We start from the raw sequence: 19,981 nt of genomic DNA, 5'->3' as shown, positions 1-19,981 counted from the left end.
TCCCGCTCACAGCTCCCAGGAGCGCGGGCGCTCCAGGGCCTCCCACTCCGCGCGGAGCAGGGAGAGAACCGCGTTGTCGTAGCGGCGGCCGCGGTGCTGACAGCTCGAACGCCGTACGCCCTCCTGCGCGAACCCGGCGGCGGAGAGGACCGAGAGCGCCGCGGTGTTGTCGGTGTGGGTGAGCGCCTCGACGCGCTGCATCGGAAGCTCACCGAAGGCGAGGTCGACAAGGGCGTCGAGCGCGGCCGGCCCGTGCGCGCGGCCCCGGTGCTCCGGGGCCAGCACGAGAGAGGCCTCCGCGGTGCCCTCGGCCAGTTGCTGGGCGTGCAGGGCGATGTGACCGATCGGCGTGCCGTCCGGGAGCAGGACGAGGAAGTCGTCCCGTGTCTCGTCGTCCAGGTACCGCTCGATGCGCTCACGCAGCTCGTACAGCGAACCGGGCCATACCCCGGTCTGGAGCGCGGCGACCGGATCGGAGCGCCAGCGTTGGAGCAGTGCGGCGTCGTCGATCTCCAGCGGGGTGAAGGTCACGCCTCTGCCGCGCCAGCAGCGCGCCCGTTCGTTGTCCGGCTCGGACGCGTCCTCGGTCATGCGCGCATCCTAAGGATCACCCGGCGCCCCCGTGCAACGGATTTTCACTCGACGAAGACCGCGGCCTCGTACACCCACGCACCCTGCTCGCGGACGAAGCGGCTCTTCTCGTGGAGCGAGTCGGGCCTGCCGTCGTCGGTGTAGTGGGCGCGGAAGGTGACCGTGCCGGTGCTGTGGAAGGCGCTGCCCTCGGTGGTCTCCAGGATCTCCAGCCCGGTCCAGCGCATCGCCGGGTCGAAGTCGACGGCGGGCGGCCGGGTCGAGGGGTGCCACGTACGCAGGAGGTACCCGGCGTCCTGGACGACGAAGGCCGCGTACCGCGAACGCATCAGCGCCTCGCACGTCGGGGCCGCGACGGTGCCCGTGTGGAACCGGCCGCAGCACTCCCCGTAGGCGGCCCGGAGGCCGCACGGGCACGGTGTCGCAGGGGTGATCCGCGGGGGCCCCGCCGGTGGAGCGGCCGGCCGGCGGGGGCGTGAGGTACGTCGTGACATGCGTCCATTGTCACCCGTGGGCCGGCGCGCGCGGCGGGCGGTGGCGGACGGCCCCTCCGGACGTCGTCCCGCGGTCAGCGCTTGCGTGCCACGCCCGCGTAGCCGGGGATCGGTTCGTTGCCGGGTACGTCGATGACCTCGCCGAGCTCCGGACGCCACTCGGCGGAGAGCGAGACGCCCGGCTCGACGAGTTCGAGGCCGTGGAAGAAGGCGGTGAGTTCGCCGCGCGAGCGGGGCCGCAGGGTCATTCCCCGGGCCTTGTACATGGCACGGGCCTTGGCGGCGCCCTCCGGGTCGAAGTCCCCGGTGGTGTGCGAGAGCACCAGATAGCTGCCGGAGGGGAGCCGCTCCACGAGCCGGTCGACGAGTTCGGCGGCCCCGTCCTCGTCGTCCACGAAGTGGAGCAGGGCGAGGAGGGAGAGCGCGATCGGCCGGTCGAAGTCGAGGACCTTGCCGGCCGCCTCCAGGATGGCGTCGGGCTTGCGGGCGTCGGCCTGGATGTACTCGGTGGCGCCCTCGGGGGTGGAACGCAGCAGGGCCGCCGCGTGCGCGAGCACGATCGGGTCGTTGTCGCAGTAGACGACGCGTGCGTCCGGGGCGGTCCGCTGGGCGATCTGGTGGAGGTTCGGCTCGGTGGGTATGCCGGAGCCGATGTCGAGGAACTGGCGGACTCCCTTCTCGGTGAGCCAGCGGGTCGCCCGGTGCATGAAGGCACGGTTCACCCGGGCCATGTCACGGCCGCGGGCGTCCAGCGAGAGCAGCTGCTTCGCCATCTGTTCGTCGACCGGGTAGTTGTCCTTGCCACCGAGGAACCAGTCGTACATCCGCGCGGGATGCGGCTTGCTCGTGTCGATCTCGACGGCCTGGGGATCCTGCCCGGTCATAACGCACTCCGTTGGTCGGGGACTTCGGCGAACAGCGTGTGGTGCGACGATGGACGGGCGGGGGTCAGGTGAGGAGGAAATCCGCCTGTCCGGACTTGGCACCCTGGATGAAGGCGGCGATCTCGCCGTTGGAGTAGATGAGCGCGGGGCCGTCCGGGTCCGCGGACTGGCGGACCGCCACCCTGCCGTCGGCCAGCTTCATGGCCTCGATGCAATTTCCCCCGTTACCACCGCTCCACGGCTTGTACCAGCCTTCGGTGCCGAGGTCGGCGGCCGGCATGCCGTTGTATATGTGGTTCATCACAGCTCCTTGCGGAAGTCCCTGAGGATTTCCTTCGTGCGTTGTGCAGTTGCGGCCTGAGCCGCCATGCGGTCCATGACCTCGAGGTAGGAAGCCACCTCGGGGCGCGCGTCGAAGTACACGGCCCCCGTCAGGTACTCGCTGTAGACCATGTCGGGCAGTTCCGGTACCGCGAAGCGGAACAGGACGAACGGGCCGTACGTGCCCGGGTGGTGACCGGTCGCGAACTCCGCGATCTGGAGGGTCACATTGGGGAGCTCGGTCGCTTCGAGCAGGCGGTCGACCTGGGCCCGCATCGCGTCGGGGCTGCCGACGGGACGGCGCAGGACGGTCTCGTCCATGACGACCCAGAGCTTCGGCGCGTCCGCCTTGGTGAGCAGCGACTGCCGTTCCATCCGCAGCGCCACATGGCGCTCGATGTCGGCGGGCCTGGTCTGGCCGACCGCACCGGTGCGCAGGACGGAGCGCGCGTAGTCCTCGGTCTGGAGCAGGCCGGGGACGAAGTGCGGCTCGTACATGCGCAGGAGGCTCGCGGCGCCCTCCAGGGAGACGTACATGCTGAACCAGTCGGGCAGTACGTCGTGGAAACGCTGCCACCAGCCGGGCTTGTTGGCCTCTTCGGCGAGTTCGACGAAGGCGTCGGTCTCGTCGTCGGCGATGCCGTAGGCCTTGAGGAGGAGCTGGACGTACGGGATCTTCAGCCCGACCTCGGCGGTCTCCATCCTGCGTATGGTCCCCGGGGCGACACGGAGCACCTTCGCCGCCTGGTCGCGGCTCAGGCCGACGCGCTCCCGCAGATCCTGCAGGCGCTTACCGAGAACGACCTGGCCCACGGTCGGGGCGGACCGCGGTTCGCTCACTTCAGACCTCCCGATGCGCTGTTGCGAGCAGTGTGCCATGCGCACGGCCCCAGGAACACAGCCACTCTGAATTTTTCAGAGTGCCTCTTGCCAAGTGTTCATGTCGGGGGGAGAGTTGGTGTCCGAACCAAGTTCGCGTGGTGCGCCCGGCCCCTCCCGGGACGGTGCGAAGCGTGACACAGCCCCCACTGTGAGGAATCGGTCGTGGCACCTGGCAGTGCGCTCATCCCCCGGCTCATGGACCTCAGCCCCGGGGCGGAGGCGCTCCGTTACTGCTTCGCGTTGGCGGCGCACCCGGAGTCGGTGGCCGGTGCCCGGCGCCTCACGCGGGCCCGGCTGGCGGACTGGCGGCTGGCCGGGGACGCGCACGACGCGGCGGTGCTGATCGTCTCCGAGCTGGTGACCAACGCGGTGGTGCACACCGCGAGCGCCCGCGTCGTCTGCGAACTCCGCTGCGACAGCGGGCGGCTGCGCATCTCGGTGCAGGACCAGGGCCATCAGCCCGGCGGTCCCCGGCTGTCGCTCACCGCCGAGGGCGAGCACGGGCGCGGGCTGCTGCTCGTCGACTCCATGAGCAGCGCGTGGGGCTCCCACGACGCGGGTGACCACTCGGGGCGCATCGTGTGGGCGGAAGTGCCGTACGGCCCGGAGCCGGCATGCTGAGGAACGCCCTGTCCCAGTTGCTCGGCGCGCGCCGGACGCGCCGCGCGGAGGAGGACGGCGCCCCGGGCCGGGTCCGGCTGCCGCTGCCGCCCGCGTTGTCGGCGAGCCTCGGCTACGACGCGGTCGGTGTGCCCGCGCGGTACGGCTTCCGGCTGATGTCGCATCTGCCGCGCGCCGGTTGTGTGTTCGCCGACGCCGACCAGTGGTGGTGGATCGTCCCGTCCGGCTCGGATCTCGACCTGGACTGGCCGGAGCAGGCGTCGTACGCCGCGGGGGCGTACGTCCCGGCCGGGCGCCCCCGGCTGATCCACGCCCCGGACAGCCGTACGCCCTACACGCCGCCCATTCCGCTCTTCCTCATGGTGTGTCAGGTCACCGGTGTCGCGCCGTCCTGGGACCCGTCGGGCCGGCCGAAGGCCGTGCCCGCGCCCTGACGGGGCGGGCCGGTCACGGCCGGTCGAGGTAGGCGAGCCCGGGATGGACCTTCGTGTACCCGTCGACCAGCCGGCGGGCCACGGAGACCGAGTCGACCAGCGGGTGCAGGGCGAACGCCCGTACGGCCGCCGACCGTGAGCCGCTCTCAGCCGCTTCGAGCACCGCCCGCTCCACGCCCTTGACCGCGGTGACCAGCCCGACCGCGTGGTACGGGAGCGGGTCGACGGCCACGGGATGCGCGCCGTTGGCGTCGACCAGGCACGGCACCTCGATGACCGCGTCGGCGTCGAGCACGGCGAGGGTGCCCCGGTTGCGGACGTCGAGGATCAGCGAGGTGCGTTCGTCGCGGGCGATGGCGCGCATCAGGGCGAGCGCCACCTGCTCGTAGCCCCCGGACTCCAGATCGCTCTCCTCGCGCTCACCGGCCCCGGCCACGTCCCGGTTCTCCGCCATGTACGTCGCCTCGCGCTCGGCACGCGTACGGTCCCAGGTGGCCAGTGGCGGCGCGGCGGGGTCCTTCATCCGGGCGTAGAAGCCCTCCTGCTGGTCGCGCAGGAAGGCGCCCCGGGTCTGCCCGGCCTCCTGGTAGGCGCGGACCGCCTCGCGGTTGAAGTAGTAGTAGTGCAGGTACTCGTTGGGGATCGCGCCCAGCGAGCGCAGCCAGTCGGGGCCGAAGAGCCGCCCCTCCTCGAAGGAGCCGAGCAGCGCCGGGTCGGCGAGGAGGCGCGGGAGTTCGTCGCGGCCATCGACCCGCAGGCCCCGGACCCAGCCGAGGTGGTTGAGCCCTACGTAGTCGATCCAGGCCTTCTCCGGGTCCGCGCCCAGAACCCGGGCGATCCGGCGGCCGAGCCCCACCGGCGAGTCGCAGATGCCGATGACCCGGTCCCCGAGGTGCCGGGACATGGCCTCGGTGACGAGACCCGCCGGGTTGGTGAAGTTGATGACCCACGCGTCGGGGGCGAGCCGGGCGATCCGCCGGGCGATGTCCGTCGCCACGGGGACGGTGCGCAGCCCGTAGGCGATGCCTCCGGCCCCGACCGTCTCCTGGCCCAGGACGCCCTCGTCGAGCGCGACGCGTTCGTCGGCGGCGCGGCCGTCGAGGCCGCCGACCCGGATGGCGGAGAACACGAAGTCCGCGCCCCGCAGGGCCTCGTCGAGATCGGCGGTGACGAGGACGGGGGGCGCGTCGTCGATGCCGGCCGCCTGTTCGGCGAGGACCCGTGCGACGGCGGTGAGCCGGTCCGGGTCCGTGTCGTACAGGGTCACCCGCGAGACGCGGCCCTCGGCGTGATCGCCGAGCAGTGCCCCGTACACGAGAGGGACCCGGAATCCGCCGCCACCAAGAATTGTCAGCTTCACGCTGATCGATGGTACGGGGCCGGACGCCGGTCGCCCCGGACCCGGGGGCCGGGGCGACGGGTGCGCGGGCCGGTGTCAGTGGCCGTTCCACCACCGCACGACGGAACGCCAGACCTTCGCCGGTCCGCCGCGCTGCGCCGGGATGACGGCTCCCTCCCCGGGCTCCGCGTACGGCTCGGGCGGGCGCGGGCTCGCGGGGGCCGGCATCGGACCGCGCGGTGCGGCGGGCGAGGAGACCTCCCAGCCGGCCTGCGACCGGGACCGTGCCACCGCCGGCAGCGGTTCGGCGTCGATCTCCTGCTGCGGGGTGGGCGCGAAGCTCGCCGGCAGGTCCACCAGGTGGCGCGACATGAAGTTCCCGGCCCAGGCCAGCTTCTCCTCGTCGACGGCGAGTTCGAGGTCGGGCAGGCGCATCAGCAGGGCGTCGACCCCGACGTCGGCGATGGCGCGCCCGATGTCCTGGCCGGGGCACTCGTGGGGGCCGCTGCTGAACGCCAGGTGGGCCCGGTTGCCCTCCATGCTCACGCCGAGGTCGGGTCGTACGGCGGGGTCCGTGTTGGCCGGCGCGATGCCGACGATCAGGGCGTCACCCGCCTTGATCTGCTGCCCGCCGAGCTCGGTGTCACCGACCGCCCAGCGGCCGAGGACCGAGGTGAACGGGGGCTCGTCCCAGAGCGTCTGCTCGACCGCCTCGGGCACGGTCATGTGCCCGCCGCTGAGCCTGGCCCGGAACCTGGGGTCCGTCAGGACCATCCGCAGCACGTTGGCGATCAGGTTGGTGGTGGTCTCGTACGCGACGATCAGGACCACCCGCAGGTGCTCGCTGACCTCCTTGTCGGTGAGACCGGCGGGGTGTTCGACCAGCCAGGTGGCGAAGTCCTCGGCCGGTGCCTCGCGGCGGCGCCGGACGAGCCGGTCGAGCGCCCCGATCACATAGGCGTTGCTCGCGACCGCGGTCTCCGAGCCCCGCGTCATGTCACGGGCGGCCTGCACCAGGCGGTCGTTGTACTCCTCGGGCATGCCGATGATGGCGCACATCACCATCATGGGGAGCCGCTCGGCGAACTGGCTGACCAGCTCGACCCGGCCTTCCCGGCAGAAGTCGTTGACGAGGCGGTTGCTGTACCGGTTGATGTGACGGCGGACGCCGCGGGTGTCGATGCGCGCCATGCTGTCGGTGACCGCGCCGCGCAGCCGTTCGTGTTCGGCGCCTTCGGCGAAGGAGCACACCGGCTGCCAGGTGAAGAGCGGGGCGAGCGGGTGGTCCGGGGCCACGCTGCCGTCCTGGAGTCCACGCCACCGCCGTGAGTCGCGGGAGAACTGCGAGGGGGTGCGCGTCATGTGGAGGTTCTCGCTGTGGCCGAGCACCAGCCAGGCGGGAACGTCCTCGTGCAGCAGGACCGGCGCCACCGAGCCGTGCTCGGCGCGCAGCTTCTCGTACAGGCCCGTGGGATCCGCCTCGGCCTCCGGACCGTACAGCCGGCGCAGCCCGCCGGGGCCGATGCCCATGCCGTGCGCGGGGCACTGCGGAGGCGGGACCGGACCGGTGGCCGCTCCGGGTTCATGATGGAAGGGGGTTGTCACAGTGGCTCCAGGTAAGACGTTCCGGGCGCGTGGGGACAGGGCCCGTTCGGGAGGCAGAGGTGCGCGCCGCTGTCAGGTGAGCGGCACGGCGATTCGGTGCAGGTAGCGCATCAGGGTCATCAGCACGTCGCGGCTCGAGGTGCGCAGCCGGGCGTCGCAGTCGATCATCGGGACCTCGTCCGGCAGGTCCAGGGCGGCGCGCAGGGCCTCGACGGGGTGGTGCGGCGCGTCGGGGAAGGTGTTGACGGCGACGACGAACGGCACGCCGCGCTCCTCCAGCCTGCCGATGACGTCGAAGCTGACCTGGAGCCGCCGGGTGTCGATGAGGACGACCGCTCCGAGGGCGCCTTCGAAGAGCCCGTTCCAGAGGAACCAGAAGCGCTCCTGGCCGGGGGTGCCGAACAGATAGAGGATCAGTTCCTCGCTGAGGCTGATCCGGCCGAAGTCCATGGCGACGGTGGTGGCGGTCTTGGTCTCCACTCCCACGTTGTCGTCCACGCCGACCCCGGCCTGGGTCATGGTCTCCTCGGTCGTGAGGGGCCGGATCTCGCTCACCGAGCCGACCATGGTCGTCTTGCCGACCCCGAACCCGCCCACGACGACGACCTTCACCGCGGCCGTGGCCGTGCTGGGGAGGACGTCCTCGCTGCGGGGGCCCGTGATCGTGTCAGAGCTTCTGAAGTCCATGCATCACCGCTTCGAGAAGGGACCGGTCCGGGAGCGAGGCGCGGACGACGGGCGCGCGCGATTCGACCAGTTCGGTCGCCAGGAGTTCTGTCAGGAGCGAGGTGACCACGCTGAAGGGCAGGCTCAGATAGGCCGAGATCTCGGCGACGGACAGCGGTGCCGTGCAGAGCCGCAGGATCGCGGCCTGCTCGGGCTGGACCGTGGGCGACGGCTCGGCCTGCGCCACGACCATCGTGACGAGGTCGAGTGCCGCTCGTTCGCCGTCGGGGGCGCCGGTGATCACGTACAGCCGTTCCGGGTCGCTCAGCGCCGGGTCGGCCTTTCGGCGTTCTCGTCGGGGAGGACTCATACAACCTGCCCGTCGTGGCGCGGAGGACTCGTCAGATGAGCGCCGATACGGACGACCATGTCGCGCATGCGCGCGCCCACCAGACCTGCGTCGACCGTCTCGCCGGCCAGGACCGCGAGATAGGCGCCGGCGCCCGCCGCCATCAGGTAGAAGAACCCTCCGGTGACCTCGATGACGACGAGCTTCATCAGGCCGTCGCTGTACGGGATCTCCGTGGCGACCGCCGCGGCCAGGCTCTGCAGACCGGCGCAGGCGGCGGCGAGGCGGTCGGCGACGTCGGGGTCGCCGCCGTGCCGGGCGATGCGGAGGCCGTCGGCGGAGAGCACCACGATCTGGTGGATGCTCGGTACGTCGTCGGCCAGCTCCTTGAGCATCCAGTCCATGTTTCCCCGCTGCTGGATCACTTCTGCTCTCCCTTGTCCCACACGTCGTCAGGGTCTGTGTCGTGCTTCGGCTCCTTGGGCACACCGTTGACGGCCTGGGTGAAGGCCTCCAGCCAGAGACCGGGCGGTGCCGTGGAGCCGCCGCCCTGTCCGTTGTGCCCGTTGCGCGCCGCGGGCTCCGGGGCCGACGCGGACTGCTGCGGGAGGTTGTGCGAGCCGAGGGGTGCGCGGCCGCGGCTGCGGCGCTGCGGGAGTCCGCCCTCGGTCCATTCGGTCACGACGATCTCGTCGTCGCCCATGGCCGGCGCGGAGGGCGCGGGCCGTGCGGCGGACGCCGCCGGGGCCGGTGCGGGGGCCGGTGCGGACGACGCGAGCGACGGGACGGGCCCGGTCGCGGCGGGGCGCGCCTTGTGCTTGCCGCGCGGCGGGACGACGTGCTGCATCTGCGACATGTCGAGCGAGCTCTGGGGCCGCGAGGTGGCGCCGATGCCGTGCGCGATGCCGGGGGCCGGGCCGGTGGTGATCATGTCGCGCGGCACGATGAGTACGGCGCGGACGCCTCCGTACGCGGACTGCCGCAGGGAGACCTGGAGTTGGTACATACGGGCGAGGCGTCCGACGACGGCCATGCCGAGCCGGGGCGACTCCCCGAGGTCGTTCATGTTGATGCCGGCCTGGGCCTGGGCGAGCATGTTCTCGGCCCTGACCCGGGCCTCCTCGCTGAGGCTGACGCCGCCGTCCTCGATCTCGATGGCGATGCCGGTCTGCACCTCGACCGCGGTGACGTGCACCCGGGTCTGCGGCGGCGAGTAGCGCGTCGCGTTGTCGAGGAGTTCGGCGCAGGCGTGGATGAGCGGCTCGACCGCGGTGCCGACGATGGCGACCTTGGCGATCGAGTGCAGATCGACGCGCTGGTACTCGAGGATCCGGGACATCGCGCCGCGCAGCACGCTGAACAGCGGTACGGCCTTGGGCCACTGGCGGCTGGGACGGGCGCCGCCGAGCACGGCGATGGAGTCGGCGAGCCGCCCGATCAGCGCGGTGCCGTGGTCGATGCGGAGCAGGTCGTCGAAGACATCGGGGTTGCGGCCGTGGTGGTCCTCCATCTCCCGGAGCTCACTGGCCTGCCGGTGGACGATGGCCTGGACGCGGCGCGCGACGCTGACGAAGGCGCGCTGCGCGGAGTCACGCATCGCCTCCTCGTTGTCGATGATGTCGAGGACCTGGAGGACCAGGGCGCGTTGGGCCTTGGGGAGGTTGCGGTACGACGCGTCCGCGTCGACGACGTCGCGCATCACCTCCTGCGGCGAGTTGCTGGCGCGCAGCCTGCGGATCGCGGCGGGCAGGAGCTCCTTGCTGAGGCGCTCGGTCTCCTGGTCGTACGACGAGATGCGGTGTTCCAGGTAGGCGATGCGCTGTTCGTACTCGGCGCGCTGGACGCGCATCGCGCGGCGCCGGCGGTTCAGTACGACGGCGAGCGTGGCGACCACGACGGTGGCGATCGCTCCGCACCAGACGACTGCCGCCCTCGTGGCCCCGGTGACCGGCACCGCGCCGGCCGCCGTCGCACCGGCCATCAGCACGACGGGCAGGAGTGCGGCGCGCACTACGGGGATGTCTCTTTTGGTCGGCGGTGATTCAACACGGACCATCTAAACCCTCTGGCGGTTGATTCGGGAGTATTCGGGAGGTACACGCACTTGCACGCATAGGTAGGTACAAGCGCTCGAATTCATATCAACTCGACTTCACTGCGCGTGAGCCTAACCAGATCAGAACAGTGCTTCGGCATATTCGCCCAACCCCCTGCGCGAGCACGCCCGCAGTAATACACTCGCCAGTTTTCGCACTCACCGCCGCCGAACGTGCGCGGGGAGTGACGCCGCAGAGGAATCGGGAGAAAGCAGACTCGACTGTCCCGTTCCACGGGACAGTCGATCGGCGGGATTGCATGCCCGGCACGAGCAATTTCCAGCATGGACGGGCAAAGTGTGCGCACACCCGAGCGAGAAGCGCCGAGACATGCGAATACATCTGAACCGCAGAGCGGGACGAAGGCACATGTGATCGAATCGGATCGAAAGGAGCAGATCCGTGAGCGACGTACGGATGTGCGAGCGCTACGGCGCGGATTCCGCCGCACCGCGCCCCGGCCGGGGGCCGCCGGTCGCACCTCGGGCGGCCACCCGTGGGCTGCTCACTGTCGGTGAGGTCGAGGGTGGTGCTCGGTTCGGCTCAGCGACGGCCGCCGAGCCTTCCCTCCAGCTGCACCAGCAGCTCGCCGAGCTGTCCGCTGAGCTCGGCGCGGGTCTTCTCGTCGAGTCCGGAGAGCACCGACCGCTCGTAGGCGAGCTGTTCGGGCAGCAGACGGTCGACCAGGTCGCGTCCGGCGCCCGTAAGACCGACGTGGGCGACCCTGCGGTCCCTGGCGTCGCTGCGGCGCTGGATCAGGCCGGACTCCTGGAGGGCGCGCAGCCGCTTCGTGACGGCGGCGCCGGACGAGAAGGTCTCCCGGGCCAGTTCGCCCGGGGTGAGCTCGCGGTCGGTGCGCCGCATCGCGCCGAGCAGGTCGAATTCGGCCCGGGTGAGTCCGGCGGCCCGCAGCGGGGCGTCCTCGGCCTGCTGAAGGAGGGCCGCGCAGCGGTTGATGCGGCCGATGAGTGCCATCGGCTCCGTGTCGAGCCCGGGGCTGACGGCCTGCCACTGCCGTACCACCGAGGCCACGATGTCGTCGGTCACACCGCTCCGTTCGCCGGGGGCAGGGTGATCAGCCCCTGCCGTTGTGCTGTCGCCGCGAGCGTACGGTGTCCTGCCTGCTCGGCGGCCAACAGCTCTTCCTCGGGCAGGGCGCGTTGCCACCACTCCCCCGACGCGACGTCACCGGCGTCGCGCAGCTCGACGAGGGAGGCCGTCAGCCTCCTGCGCGCCGTTTCGAGTGCGAGGGTGTCGACCGCCGGGTCGGCGACCGCCTGCTCGGCGCGGTGCCGGGCGTCCACCGCCGCGGCCAGGGCCCGCTCCACGCGGCCGGAGGCCCGGCGGTTGGTGACGGCGATCGCGGCGAGGAAGCCGACCGCGACGCCCACGAGGGTGTCCAGGGCTCGGTCGGCGACGAGCTCGCCCGCCGGCTGGAAGCCGCCGAACTCCAGGATCAGCAGGGCCATCGGGGTGACGGCGACGGAGCCGAGCCAGTAGTTACGGGTGATCAGGGCCTCGGCGGCGAAGTTGAAGAACAGGACGCAGAGGACGAGGACGAGCGGGTCGAGCCGGGCGAGCGGGATGACGGCGGCGAAGACCAGCACCCCGAGGAGGTTGCCGACGGTCCGCTGCAGCGCCCTGCTCCAGGAGAGGACGAGGTTGGGCTGGTAGACGGAGGCCGCGGTGACGATGGCCCAGTACGGGTGGCCCACGCCGAGCGCCGAGGAGACATAGCCGGCCAGGGCGCACCCGACGAGGGTGCGGAAGGCGACCGGCAGCACCGGGGAGCCGGGGCCGAGGGCGCGCAGCAGCCTGCGCCGCGCCTCGCGCCGGCCGCGCCGCATCCGCTGTCCGGCCCGCTCCGCGTCGATCCCGAAGAGCTGCTCGACGGTGCCGGGCGCGGGCGGCGGGGCGGGGACGGGGCCGCGGGCCCGGGTTTCGGCGGCCCACCGGCGCAGCTCATCCGGGCCGGCCCCGGAGGCCCGCCCGTCGGCCGCCGTGGTCATGAAGGCCCGCTCGGCGTGGACGACCAGCCGCTCCAGTTCCTGGCGTACGGAGGTGGGGCGTCCGGCGGCGAGCAGGGACTGCCAGGCCGCCTGGACCGCCGCCGCCGCGGCATGGCGGGTGCGGGGGCCGGGATCCGCCGCGTACGCCGCCGCGGCGTCCAGCGCGCGGGCGGTGGCGAGGCGCTCGGGTCCTTCCCTCCGCCACAGGGCCGGGCCGACGGTGACGAGCCACGAGAACGCGCCCGCGGCCAGCATCAGACCCATGTGCCCCGGCACCTGCCCGAGCTGCTGCGGGGCGAAGAGCGCCGCCGAGGTGACGAAGGCGAAGATCACGTTGCCGGGCGGGCCGATGCGCGTCGCGTCGCAGAAGGTCTTCTGGACGGCCGCGAGCAGGGCGCCGACGGCGATCAGCACGGCGGTCGAGTCGGTGAGCGAGCCGACGACCAGCGCGACGGCCAGTCCCGCGGCCATGCCCAGGATCACGCGGAGGACGGTGTGGACCCTGCGGGCGTACGGCAGGTTGTGCCCGTAGAGGGCGCAGAGCGATCCCGCCATCGTGTACATGACGAGGTCCAGGCGGTCGAGGGAGTACAGCAGCAGGTTCGGGACGGCCGAGGCGACCACCACGCTCAGCGCGGGCTTGTACCAGATCTCCGCAGGGCTGTTCAGCCGCAGGACACCGGTGACCGGCAGTTTGTGGACGGATGGCTTCCGGGGTCGCATGGCTGTATCACTCACTCATTTACTTTAGCAGGTGTTACACACGTAAAACATCTCTGGCGGCCACGGCGGACCGCCTCCGGTAGCCGCCGCCTCGGCGCGGCCCTAGCGTGCTGCACAACAGCGTAGGAATGTGACCGGTGGCGCGCCTCGGGAGGAAACCGTATGAAGCTCACGGAACCGGTACCCGGCGGCCCCTGCTGGGTCGAGCTGAGCACCTCGGACGTGCGGGCGGCCCAGGCCTTCTACGCGGGGCTGTTCGGCTGGCGCTCCGAGACCGACCCACGCCCGGAGGCAGGCGGGTACACGACGGCACGCCTCGGGGAGGACGCCGTCGCGGCCTTCAGCCCTCTCTACCGGCCCGAGCAACAGCCCTCGTGGACCGTCTCCTTCGCCACGGAGGACGCGGACGCCGCCGCCGAGGCCGTCCGGGCGTCGGGTGGCACGGTGCTGATGGGCCCGATGGACGTCTTCGACGAGGGCAGGTTCACGGTGGCCGCCGACCCGTCGGGCGCGGTGTTCTCCCTCTGGCAGGCCCGCGCCTTCCCGGGCGCGGGGCGCTTCAACGATCCGGGGGCCCTCGGCTGGGTCGAGCTGCGCACCCCCGACCCGCAGGGGGCGCTCGCCTTCTACCCGGCCGTACTCGGCTGGACGGTCAGCGCCTCCGAGCACTTCACCCACTGGGGCGTGGACGGGGCCGACTTCGGCGGCATGAAGGAGCAGGACGACGACGAGCGCGCCGAGGTGGCGCCGCACTGGCTGCCCTATTTCACGGTGGCCGACACCGAGACCACCGCCGCCAGGGCGCTGACGGCGGGCGGCGAGCCGCTCTCGCCCCCCGTGCACATCCCGGGCGGGCCCTGGGTGGCGACACTCCTCGATCCCCATGGGGCGCGGTTCGGTCTCCACACCCCCTGAGGGCGCCCCGGGGTCTCCGAGGACGCCGCCTGAGGGCGCCCCGGGGTCTCCGAGGACGCCGCCTGAGGGCGCCCCGGATCCGCGAGGGCGCGCCCCGCCTCACCGGCCGGCGGGCGGCACGGCTCCTTCCGGCACGCGCAGGGCCTCGGCCGCGTCCGCCACCCTGTGCATCAGACCGAAGAGCGTCCGCTGCTCCTCGGCGCTGAGCGGGCCGAGGAAGACCTGGTTCATCCCGGCCGTGCGCAGCGCGAGCCGCCGGTGGGTGCGGGCGCCCTCGTCCGTGAGGCGGAGCAGGAAGCGCCGCCCGTCGTCCGGGTCACGCACCTTGTCCAGCAGCTCCCGGCGCAGCAGCCGGGTGATCACCTCGGCGACGGTGGACCGGTCGAGGCCGACCCGCTCCCCCACCGTCCGCTGGTCGAGGCCGGGTTCGGCGGTCAGGGCGTTGAGGACGGCGAACTGGGGCGAGGTGATCTCCTGGGAGACCATCGTGTTCCAGAGCAGATGGTGCGCCTGCTGGAGACGCCGGGCCAGATGTCCGGGGTGGGTGCTCAGGTCGACCGCCTGCACGGGAGGCCCTCTCTCTGTCGGTCGTCAGCCGCGGCCGAACCGGGCCGGGGTGTCGAAGATACACAGTGCACTGAGGGTATTGACCCGACGGTCGGCCCTGCGTAGCTTCATGGCCATCGCATTTTAGTCAGTGCACTGAGCATTTCCTGTATTCACGGAGCCGTGACATGACCGCACGCGACCTTCCCGCACCACCGCTGCCCGACGGCATGAGCCAGCGGGAGATGGACGCCGAGGTGGCCAGGGCCCAGGCCGTGGCCGCGCCGGGCGCCCACCACCCGCCGCGCGACTATCCGCCGTACCGCAGCAGCCACTTCCGCCACCCGCACCGCCCGCTCGTCCCCGTACGCGATCCGGAGGCGGTCGAGCTGTCCGGGCCGGCCTTCGGTGTCACCGACGTCACCGCGCTGGACCGCGACCTCACCGCGCAGCACCACGGTGAGCCGCTCGGGGAGCGGATCACCGTCAGCGGGCGGGTGCTGGACCGGGCCGGCCGGCCGGTGCGGGGCCAGCTCGTCGAGGTGTGGCAGGCCAACGCCTCCGGGCGGTACGCCCATCAGCTCGACCGGCACCCGGCCCCGCTCGACCCGAACTTCACCGGCTTCGGGCGCTGTCTGACCGACGACGACGGCGGCTACACGTTCACCACGGTCAAGCCGGGCGCCTACCCGTGGCGCAACCACACCAACGCCTGGCGGCCCGCGCACATCCACTTCTCGCTGTTCGGTACGTCCTTCAGCCAGCGGCTGGTCACCCAGATGTACTTCCCGGGCGATCCGCTCCTCCCCTACGACCCGGTGATCCGTTCCGTCACGGACCGGGCGGCGCGCGAGCGGCTCGTATCGGCGTACGACCACGATCTGTCCGTCCCCGAGCGATCCCTCGGCTACCGCTGGGACATCGTCCTCGACGGGCCCTGCGCCACCTGGACCGAGGAAGAAGGCGACGCCTGATGCCCCACGCCCCGACCCCCTCCCAGACCGTCGGCCCCTTCTACGGCTACGCACTGCCGTTCCCCGGCGGCAGCGAGGTCGCCCCGGCCGGGCACCCCGGCACGGTCACGGTCCACGGCTACGTCCTCGACGGCCGGGGGGACCCCGTGCCCGACGCCATCGTGGAGACCTGGCAGCCCGCCCCCGACGGGTCGCGCACCGGGCTTCCCGGGTCGCTGCGCCACGATCCCGCGACGGGCCGGGTGACCGGGCGCGACGGGGTGGACTTCACCGGGTTCGGACGGGCGCCGACGGACGCGTCCGGACGCTGGTTCGTGCGTACGCTGCCGCCCGGCGGTGTCCCGTACCTCTGTGCCGCCGTGTTCGCGCGCGGTGTGGTCCATCACCTCTACACCCGCGTGTATCTGCCGGATCTGCTCGGCGGGGATCCGGCGGCCGGCGATCCGCTGCTGGAGTCGCTGGACGCGGAGCGGCGCGCCACACTGATCGCGACACGCACGGACGCCCGTACCTACCGTTTCGACATCCGCCTGCAGGGCGACGACGAGACGGTCTTCCTGGAGTTCAGCTGATGTACGAGAGCGATGCCGGGCTGCTCGCCCCCGGGCGGGCCGGCTCCGCCGCCGAAGCCGCCACCGGCGACCACGCCTTCCTGCGGGCGCTGCTGGACGCCGAGGCGGCGCTCACCCGGGCGCGGGCCGTCCGCGGGCTCGCCCCGGCCGGGGCCGGGCGGGCGGTCACCGCGGCGGCGGAGGCCGGCAGGTTCGACGTACGGGAGCTGGCGCTGCGGGCGCGGTCCGGCGGCAACCCGGTGATCCCGCTGGTCACCGCGCTCTCGGCGGCGGTCGACGAGGACGTACGGCCCTTCGTGCACCGGGGCGCGACCAGCCAGGACATCCTCGACACGGCGGCGATGCTGGTGGCGTCCCGGACGCTGGGAATCGTCCTCGACGACCTGGGACGGACCGCCGACGCGCTGGAGCGGCTGGCGGCCGGCCATCGCGACACACCGATGCCGGGCCGCACCCTGACACAGCACGCCGTGCCGACGACGTTCGGCCTCAAGGCCGCCGGCTGGCGCGCGCTGGTGCTCGACGCCCGGGACCGGCTGCGGGCGGTGCGCGGCTCGCTCCCCGTCCAGCTCGGGGGCGCGGCGGGCACGCTGGCGGCCTTCCCGTCCGGCGCGGACGGCGGGCCGGAGCTCGTCGCGGCCTACGCCGTCGAACTGGGCCTGGCCGAACCCCTGCTGCCCTGGCACGCCCTGCGCACACCGGTGGCGGACCTGGCCGGTGCGCTCGCCTTCACCGCGGGCGCGCTCGGCAAGGCGGCGGCCGATGTGCTGACCCTGTCCCGTACCGAGATCGGCGAGCTGGCGGAGGGCTCCGGCGGCGGCTCCTCGGCGATGCCGCACAAGGCCAACCCGGTCCGCGCCACCCTGATCGCCGCCGCCGCCCGGCGCGCACCGGGGCAGGCGGCCACGCTGTACGGCTCGCTCACCGCCGAGGACGAGCGGCCCGCCGGTGCCTGGCACGCCGAGTGGGAGCCGCTCCGCGATCTGCTGCGGCTGGTCGGCGGGGCCGCCCGGGACGCGGTCGAACTCACCGAGGGGCTCCGGGTGTTCCCCTCGGCCATGCGGAGCCATCTGGGGACGACCGGAGGGCTGATCGTCTCGGAGCGGCTGGCCGCCGTGGCCGCAGGCCGGGTGGGGGCCGCCCGGGCCGAGGAGATCCTCACCGGGGCCGCAGGGCGGGCCCGCGAGGAGGGCAGACCCCTCGCGGAGGTCCTCGCCGGGGAGCCTGCGTTCGACGGCCTCGATCTCGCCGAACTGACCGACCCCGCCCGGTACACCGGCTCCGCCGGGCTGCTCACCGACCGCGCTCTGGAGCGCCGATGACCATGTCACCCGCCCGTCTTCTCCACCACCGCGCCGAGGGGCCGGCGAGCGCTCCCGCGCTGCTGCTGGGCCCGTCGCTCGGCACCTCCACCGCGGTCTGGGACGGGGTCGCGCCCGAACTCTCCACCGCCCACCGGATCGTACGGTGGGACCTGCCGGGGCACGGCGGTTCGCCGGCCGGCCTGATCGGCCCGGGGGCGGGGATCGCCGACCTGGGCGCCCTGGTCCTGGATCTCGCCGACTCGCTGTCCCTGGACCGGTTCTCGTACGCCGGGGTGTCGCTGGGCGGCGCCGTGGGTCTCTGGCTCGCCGTCCACCACCCGGAGCGCGTGGACCGCCTGGCCGTCGTCTGTTCGTCCGCGCACTTCGGCGACCCCGGGCCGTGGCGGGAGCGCGCCGCGCTGGTGCGCGCCGAGGGCCTCGGCAAGGTGGCGGAGAGCGCGGCGGGCCGCTGGTTCACCCCGGGGTTCACCGAACCGCGGCTGCTCGACGACCTGCTGGGTACGGACCCCGGGGCCTACGCGGCGTGCTGCGACGCGCTCGCCGAGTGCGATCTGCGGGCGGGTCTCGCGGGGGTGCGCGCGCCGACGCTGGTCGTCGCGGGGCGCGAGGACCCCGCGACACCGCCCGCGCACGCCCGGGAGATCGCCGACGGGATCCCCGGGGCCGCTCTGACCGAACTGCCGCGCGCCTCGCACCTGGCTCCGGCCGAACGTCCGGGACCCGTACGGGAGGCGCTGCGTGCCCACTTCGCACCGAGCGGGCGCGGGAGCGGGACGGCGGTGCGCCGTGAGGTCCTGGGCGACGCCCACGTGGACCGGGCGCAGGCGGCGACCACCGGGTTCACCGCGCCCTTCCAGGACTTCATCTCGCGCTACGCGTGGGGCGAGATCTGGACCGACCCGACGCTGTCCCGCCGGGAACGCAGCCTGATCACGCTGACCGCTCTGGTCGCGCACGGCCACCACGGCGAGCTGGCGATGCACGTCCGCGCCGCGGTGCGCAACGGCCTCAGCCCCAGGGAGATCGGCGCCGCGCTCCTGCAGACCGGGGTCTACTGCGGGGTGCCGGCGGCGAATTCGGCGTTCGCGGTGGCCGAGCGGGTCCTGGCGGAGATGGACGAGGCCGACGACGGTGACCGGCCGGGCTGACCCGGCCCGGGGACGGGCGTGGTCGCGGGTGCCGCCGTCCGCGCCCGCCCCCGGAGGGATCAGCCGAGGCCGCGGGCGTCCTGCTTGAGGGCGGTGTCCACGGTGAGTGCCGTCGCCACGACGAGGCTCAGCAGCGGCTCGGGGAGCTGGTAGTGGATCTGCAGCACGTAGTTGTCCGCCGTGGTGAACATGGTCTTCGCCAGGCCCTCCCACGTCTTGGTGATCCGTGCGATCTCGGCGTCGTTGTGGTCGACGATGGCGAAGTTCCACGCGCGCCAGTTCTCGGCCTTGATCGCCCCGACCTGCTGGCCGTTGACCGTCATCGCGAAGTTGATCTTGCCGATGGCGTTCTGCTGGACGATCTCGCCCACGGGCTGTCCGTCCGGACGCTGCACGATCACCCGGGACTTGATGAACTTCGCCGGGCGGGTCAGGAGCAGCTGCGGCTGCCCGTAGGCGTCGCGGATCTCCAGGCGGTGCGTGAGGTACTGGTCGATGCTGGAGACGAACCTGAGCACCTTGCGGGCGGCGCTCTGGCCGACCTGGACGACCGAGCCGACGGTGTTGCCCTGCTGGTCGAAGACGCTGTACTCGTTGGTGAGCTCGATCAGCTTGGCCTTCTGGTTCACGACCAGGACCTGCTGGTTGAAGAGCGAGCCGCCGCCGGGCACGCCCTGCTGGGGCGCCGCCTGCTGAGGGGCGAACTGCTGGGCGGGGGCCTGCTGCGGCACCCCGGCGTGCTGCTGCGGCACCCCCGCCTGCTGCTGAACCGCGGCGTTCGGCTGGGCGGCGTACGGGTGGCCGGCCTGCGGCTGCGCGGCCACCGGCGCCTGGGCGGGGGCCTGAGCCTGCGCCTGGGCGGGGGCCTGCCCCTGGGCCGGGTGTGTGTGCTCGGTCCACCGGGAGCCGTCCCAGTAGCGCAGCAGCTGGGGCGCGCCGTGGGGATCCGGATGCCAGCCCGCAGGTACGTTCGATTGCGTCGTCACCGGGGCACACTATCCTGCCAAGCTGTGGGCCGAACTCATTGAAGTTTCACACACCATCTACGATGGCGGCGATGACCGGAACGAGCGTGTGGACGAACGGACGGCGGAGCGGCAACGGCCTGCCCGTCGCCGCCGCCTGGGCGCTGATGCTCGTGGCGGTGTTCTTCTGCTGCTCCCCGGCCGCCGCACCCCACGCCGAGAGCCCTTCCACGGCCGCCGCCAGGGCCTTCACCCCGACACCCGCGGCCGCCGCGTCGGTCGTGGTCGCCGGTGCCCCGGACGAACGGGGCGCCGGCAGCTCCTGCCACGGAACGGCCGACCACTCGACGGCCGTCGTGCTCCCCGGCCACCCGGCCCCGGTCGCCCTGCCCTGTCCCTCGACGGCGCTCCCGGCCGCCCCGCTCACCGGCGGCGCGGCCATCCGCGGCCCCTGCGACGACAGCGCGGGCACGGTGGACCATCTGCGTCTCCAGATCCAGCGGATCTAGGTCTGCGTCATCC

At 72.7% G+C, this 19,981-nt stretch carries 23 protein-coding genes; 8 read left to right on the top strand and 15 right to left on the bottom strand.

What is annotated here, in order from left to right; all coding sequences use genetic code 11:
• Nucleotides 1-6: 6 nt before the first annotated feature.
• The 5 genes from ACZ607_RS31670 to ACZ607_RS31650 all read right to left on the bottom strand — a co-directional run bounded on the left by ACZ607_RS31670 (nt 7) and on the right by ACZ607_RS31650 (nt 3,130).
• Nucleotides 7-591, bottom strand: a complete 585-nt coding sequence (locus ACZ607_RS31670) for a GNAT family N-acetyltransferase (RefSeq protein WP_469740550.1) — start codon at nt 589-591, stop codon at nt 7-9.
• 44 nt (nt 592-635) lie between these two features.
• Nucleotides 636-1,085 carry a YchJ family protein gene (locus ACZ607_RS31665; RefSeq protein ID WP_469740548.1) on the bottom strand — a complete coding sequence of 150 codons (450 nt, stop codon included), beginning with the start codon at nt 1,083-1,085 and terminating at the stop codon, nt 636-638.
• Between the two features lie 74 nt (nt 1,086-1,159).
• The gene (locus tag ACZ607_RS31660) at nt 1,160-1,969 is read right to left on the bottom strand and encodes an SAM-dependent methyltransferase (protein WP_469740545.1); all 810 of its coding nucleotides are present in this window, start codon (nt 1,967-1,969) and stop codon (nt 1,160-1,162) included.
• Nucleotides 1,970-2,033: 64 nt separating this feature from the next.
• Nucleotides 2,034-2,270 (bottom strand): DUF397 domain-containing protein, encoded by a 237-nt coding sequence (locus tag ACZ607_RS31655; RefSeq protein WP_014152862.1) that lies wholly within the window; start codon nt 2,268-2,270, stop codon nt 2,034-2,036.
• On the bottom strand, nt 2,270-3,130 hold the full coding sequence (locus ACZ607_RS31650; RefSeq protein WP_469740540.1) for a helix-turn-helix domain-containing protein: 861 nt from the start codon (nt 3,128-3,130) through the stop codon (nt 2,270-2,272). The genes ACZ607_RS31655 and ACZ607_RS31650 overlap by 1 nt, the downstream gene beginning before the upstream one ends.
• 204 nt (nt 3,131-3,334) lie before the next feature.
• Between ACZ607_RS31650 and ACZ607_RS31645 the strand changes: the two genes are divergently transcribed.
• Together ACZ607_RS31645 and ACZ607_RS31640 are read left to right on the top strand one after the other, a co-directional pair.
• Nucleotides 3,335-3,793 (top strand): ATP-binding protein, encoded by a 459-nt coding sequence (locus ACZ607_RS31645; RefSeq protein ID WP_469740536.1) that lies wholly within the window; start codon nt 3,335-3,337, stop codon nt 3,791-3,793.
• Complete coding sequence (locus ACZ607_RS31640) at nt 3,787-4,227, top strand: hypothetical protein (protein ID WP_469740534.1); 441 nt, start codon at nt 3,787-3,789, stop codon at nt 4,225-4,227. The genes ACZ607_RS31645 and ACZ607_RS31640 overlap by 7 nt, the downstream gene beginning before the upstream one ends.
• Nucleotides 4,228-4,240: 13 nt before the next feature.
• On the opposite strand, the gene ACZ607_RS31635 is transcribed toward ACZ607_RS31640, so the two are convergent.
• From ACZ607_RS31635 to ACZ607_RS31600, 8 genes are all read right to left on the bottom strand, one after another.
• Nucleotides 4,241-5,587: a 6-phospho-beta-glucosidase gene (locus ACZ607_RS31635; RefSeq protein WP_469740532.1), complete on the bottom strand. Its 1,347-nt coding sequence runs from the start codon at nt 5,585-5,587 to the stop codon at nt 4,241-4,243.
• 75 nt (nt 5,588-5,662) lie between these two features.
• Nucleotides 5,663-7,171, bottom strand: a complete 1,509-nt coding sequence (locus ACZ607_RS31630) for a cytochrome P450 (RefSeq protein ID WP_469740530.1) — start codon at nt 7,169-7,171, stop codon at nt 5,663-5,665.
• Nucleotides 7,172-7,243: 72 nt separating this feature from the next.
• Nucleotides 7,244-7,858: a GTP-binding protein gene (locus tag ACZ607_RS31625; protein ID WP_469740528.1), complete on the bottom strand. Its 615-nt coding sequence runs from the start codon at nt 7,856-7,858 to the stop codon at nt 7,244-7,246.
• Nucleotides 7,839-8,207 carry a DUF742 domain-containing protein gene (locus tag ACZ607_RS31620; protein ID WP_469740524.1) on the bottom strand — a complete coding sequence of 123 codons (369 nt, stop codon included), beginning with the start codon at nt 8,205-8,207 and terminating at the stop codon, nt 7,839-7,841. Before ACZ607_RS31620 ends, ACZ607_RS31625 begins: the two co-directional genes overlap by 20 nt.
• Nucleotides 8,204-8,611, bottom strand: coding sequence for a roadblock/LC7 domain-containing protein (locus ACZ607_RS31615; protein ID WP_469740523.1), 408 nt, complete (start codon nt 8,609-8,611; stop codon nt 8,204-8,206). The genes ACZ607_RS31620 and ACZ607_RS31615 overlap by 4 nt, the downstream gene beginning before the upstream one ends.
• Nucleotides 8,608-10,242 carry a sensor histidine kinase gene (locus ACZ607_RS31610; RefSeq protein WP_469740520.1) on the bottom strand — a complete coding sequence of 545 codons (1,635 nt, stop codon included), beginning with the start codon at nt 10,240-10,242 and terminating at the stop codon, nt 8,608-8,610. Before ACZ607_RS31610 ends, ACZ607_RS31615 begins: the two co-directional genes overlap by 4 nt.
• A 583-nt stretch (nt 10,243-10,825) precedes the next feature.
• Complete coding sequence (locus ACZ607_RS31605; RefSeq protein WP_469740518.1) at nt 10,826-11,329, bottom strand: MarR family winged helix-turn-helix transcriptional regulator; 504 nt, start codon at nt 11,327-11,329, stop codon at nt 10,826-10,828.
• Nucleotides 11,326-13,014, bottom strand: coding sequence for an FUSC family protein (locus tag ACZ607_RS31600; protein ID WP_469741021.1), 1,689 nt, complete (start codon nt 13,012-13,014; stop codon nt 11,326-11,328). Before ACZ607_RS31600 ends, ACZ607_RS31605 begins: the two co-directional genes overlap by 4 nt.
• Before the next feature lie 162 nt (nt 13,015-13,176).
• Here ACZ607_RS31600 and ACZ607_RS31595 point away from each other — a divergent pair, with 162 nt between their 5' ends.
• Nucleotides 13,177-13,929 (top strand): VOC family protein, encoded by a 753-nt coding sequence (locus ACZ607_RS31595; protein ID WP_469740516.1) that lies wholly within the window; start codon nt 13,177-13,179, stop codon nt 13,927-13,929.
• Nucleotides 13,930-14,028: 99 nt separating this feature from the next.
• Here the strand turns inward: ACZ607_RS31595 and ACZ607_RS31590 are convergent, their stop codons facing one another.
• Nucleotides 14,029-14,496, bottom strand: a complete 468-nt coding sequence (locus ACZ607_RS31590; protein WP_469740513.1) for a MarR family winged helix-turn-helix transcriptional regulator — start codon at nt 14,494-14,496, stop codon at nt 14,029-14,031.
• 167 nt (nt 14,497-14,663) lie between these two features.
• On the opposite strand from ACZ607_RS31590, the gene pcaH reads away from it, so the two are divergent.
• Genes pcaH through pcaDC form a run of 4 tightly spaced genes read left to right on the top strand, consistent with a single transcriptional unit; the run spans nt 14,664 to nt 18,494 of the window.
• Complete coding sequence (pcaH, locus tag ACZ607_RS31585) at nt 14,664-15,449, top strand: protocatechuate 3,4-dioxygenase subunit beta (RefSeq protein ID WP_469740510.1); 786 nt, start codon at nt 14,664-14,666, stop codon at nt 15,447-15,449.
• The gene (gene pcaG, locus ACZ607_RS31580; RefSeq protein WP_469740507.1) at nt 15,449-16,021 is read left to right on the top strand and encodes a protocatechuate 3,4-dioxygenase subunit alpha; all 573 of its coding nucleotides are present in this window, start codon (nt 15,449-15,451) and stop codon (nt 16,019-16,021) included. The genes pcaH and pcaG overlap by 1 nt, the downstream gene beginning before the upstream one ends.
• The gene (pcaB, locus tag ACZ607_RS31575) at nt 16,021-17,343 is read left to right on the top strand and encodes a 3-carboxy-cis,cis-muconate cycloisomerase (RefSeq protein ID WP_469740505.1); all 1,323 of its coding nucleotides are present in this window, start codon (nt 16,021-16,023) and stop codon (nt 17,341-17,343) included. Before pcaG ends, pcaB begins: the two co-directional genes overlap by 1 nt.
• Complete coding sequence (pcaDC, locus tag ACZ607_RS31570) at nt 17,340-18,494, top strand: bifunctional 3-oxoadipate enol-lactonase/4-carboxymuconolactone decarboxylase PcaDC (RefSeq protein WP_469740503.1); 1,155 nt, start codon at nt 17,340-17,342, stop codon at nt 18,492-18,494. Before pcaB ends, pcaDC begins: the two co-directional genes overlap by 4 nt.
• Nucleotides 18,495-18,553: 59 nt before the next feature.
• On the opposite strand, the gene ACZ607_RS31565 is transcribed toward pcaDC, so the two are convergent.
• Complete coding sequence (locus ACZ607_RS31565; protein ID WP_469740499.1) at nt 18,554-19,480, bottom strand: LURP-one-related family protein; 927 nt, start codon at nt 19,478-19,480, stop codon at nt 18,554-18,556.
• Nucleotides 19,481-19,542: 62 nt separating this feature from the next.
• Here ACZ607_RS31565 and ACZ607_RS31560 point away from each other — a divergent pair, with 62 nt between their 5' ends.
• Nucleotides 19,543-19,968 (top strand): hypothetical protein, encoded by a 426-nt coding sequence (locus ACZ607_RS31560; RefSeq protein ID WP_469740496.1) that lies wholly within the window; start codon nt 19,543-19,545, stop codon nt 19,966-19,968.
• The last annotated feature ends 13 nt before the right edge of the window (nt 19,969-19,981 follow it).

The organism is Streptomyces sp. NPDC104381, from assembly GCF_055583745.1.
This window is presented reverse-complemented; position numbering and strand designations above follow the sequence as displayed.

Coding starts and splice junctions, on each gene's coding strand:
- ACZ607_RS31670 (WP_469740550.1), bottom strand. CDS start 591: ATGACCGAGGACGCGTCCGAGCCGGACAACGAACGGGCGCGCTGCTGG.
- ACZ607_RS31665 (WP_469740548.1), bottom strand. CDS start 1,085: ATGTCACGACGTACCTCACGCCCCCGCCGGCCGGCCGCTCCACCGGCG.
- ACZ607_RS31660 (WP_469740545.1), bottom strand. CDS start 1,969: ATGACCGGGCAGGATCCCCAGGCCGTCGAGATCGACACGAGCAAGCCG.
- ACZ607_RS31655 (WP_014152862.1), bottom strand. CDS start 2,270: ATGAACCACATATACAACGGCATGCCGGCCGCCGACCTCGGCACCGAA.
- ACZ607_RS31640 (WP_469740534.1), top strand. CDS start 3,787: ATGCTGAGGAACGCCCTGTCCCAGTTGCTCGGCGCGCGCCGGACGCGC.
- ACZ607_RS31625 (WP_469740528.1), bottom strand. CDS start 7,858: ATGGACTTCAGAAGCTCTGACACGATCACGGGCCCCCGCAGCGAGGAC.
- ACZ607_RS31620 (WP_469740524.1), bottom strand. CDS start 8,207: ATGAGTCCTCCCCGACGAGAACGCCGAAAGGCCGACCCGGCGCTGAGC.
- ACZ607_RS31610 (WP_469740520.1), bottom strand. CDS start 10,242: ATGGTCCGTGTTGAATCACCGCCGACCAAAAGAGACATCCCCGTAGTG.
- ACZ607_RS31600 (WP_469741021.1), bottom strand. CDS start 13,014: ATGCGACCCCGGAAGCCATCCGTCCACAAACTGCCGGTCACCGGTGTC.
- ACZ607_RS31595 (WP_469740516.1), top strand. CDS start 13,177: ATGAAGCTCACGGAACCGGTACCCGGCGGCCCCTGCTGGGTCGAGCTG.
- pcaH (WP_469740510.1), top strand. CDS start 14,664: ATGACCGCACGCGACCTTCCCGCACCACCGCTGCCCGACGGCATGAGC.
- pcaG (WP_469740507.1), top strand. CDS start 15,449: ATGCCCCACGCCCCGACCCCCTCCCAGACCGTCGGCCCCTTCTACGGC.
- pcaB (WP_469740505.1), top strand. CDS start 16,021: ATGTACGAGAGCGATGCCGGGCTGCTCGCCCCCGGGCGGGCCGGCTCC.
- pcaDC (WP_469740503.1), top strand. CDS start 17,340: ATGACCATGTCACCCGCCCGTCTTCTCCACCACCGCGCCGAGGGGCCG.
- ACZ607_RS31560 (WP_469740496.1), top strand. CDS start 19,543: ATGGCGGCGATGACCGGAACGAGCGTGTGGACGAACGGACGGCGGAGC.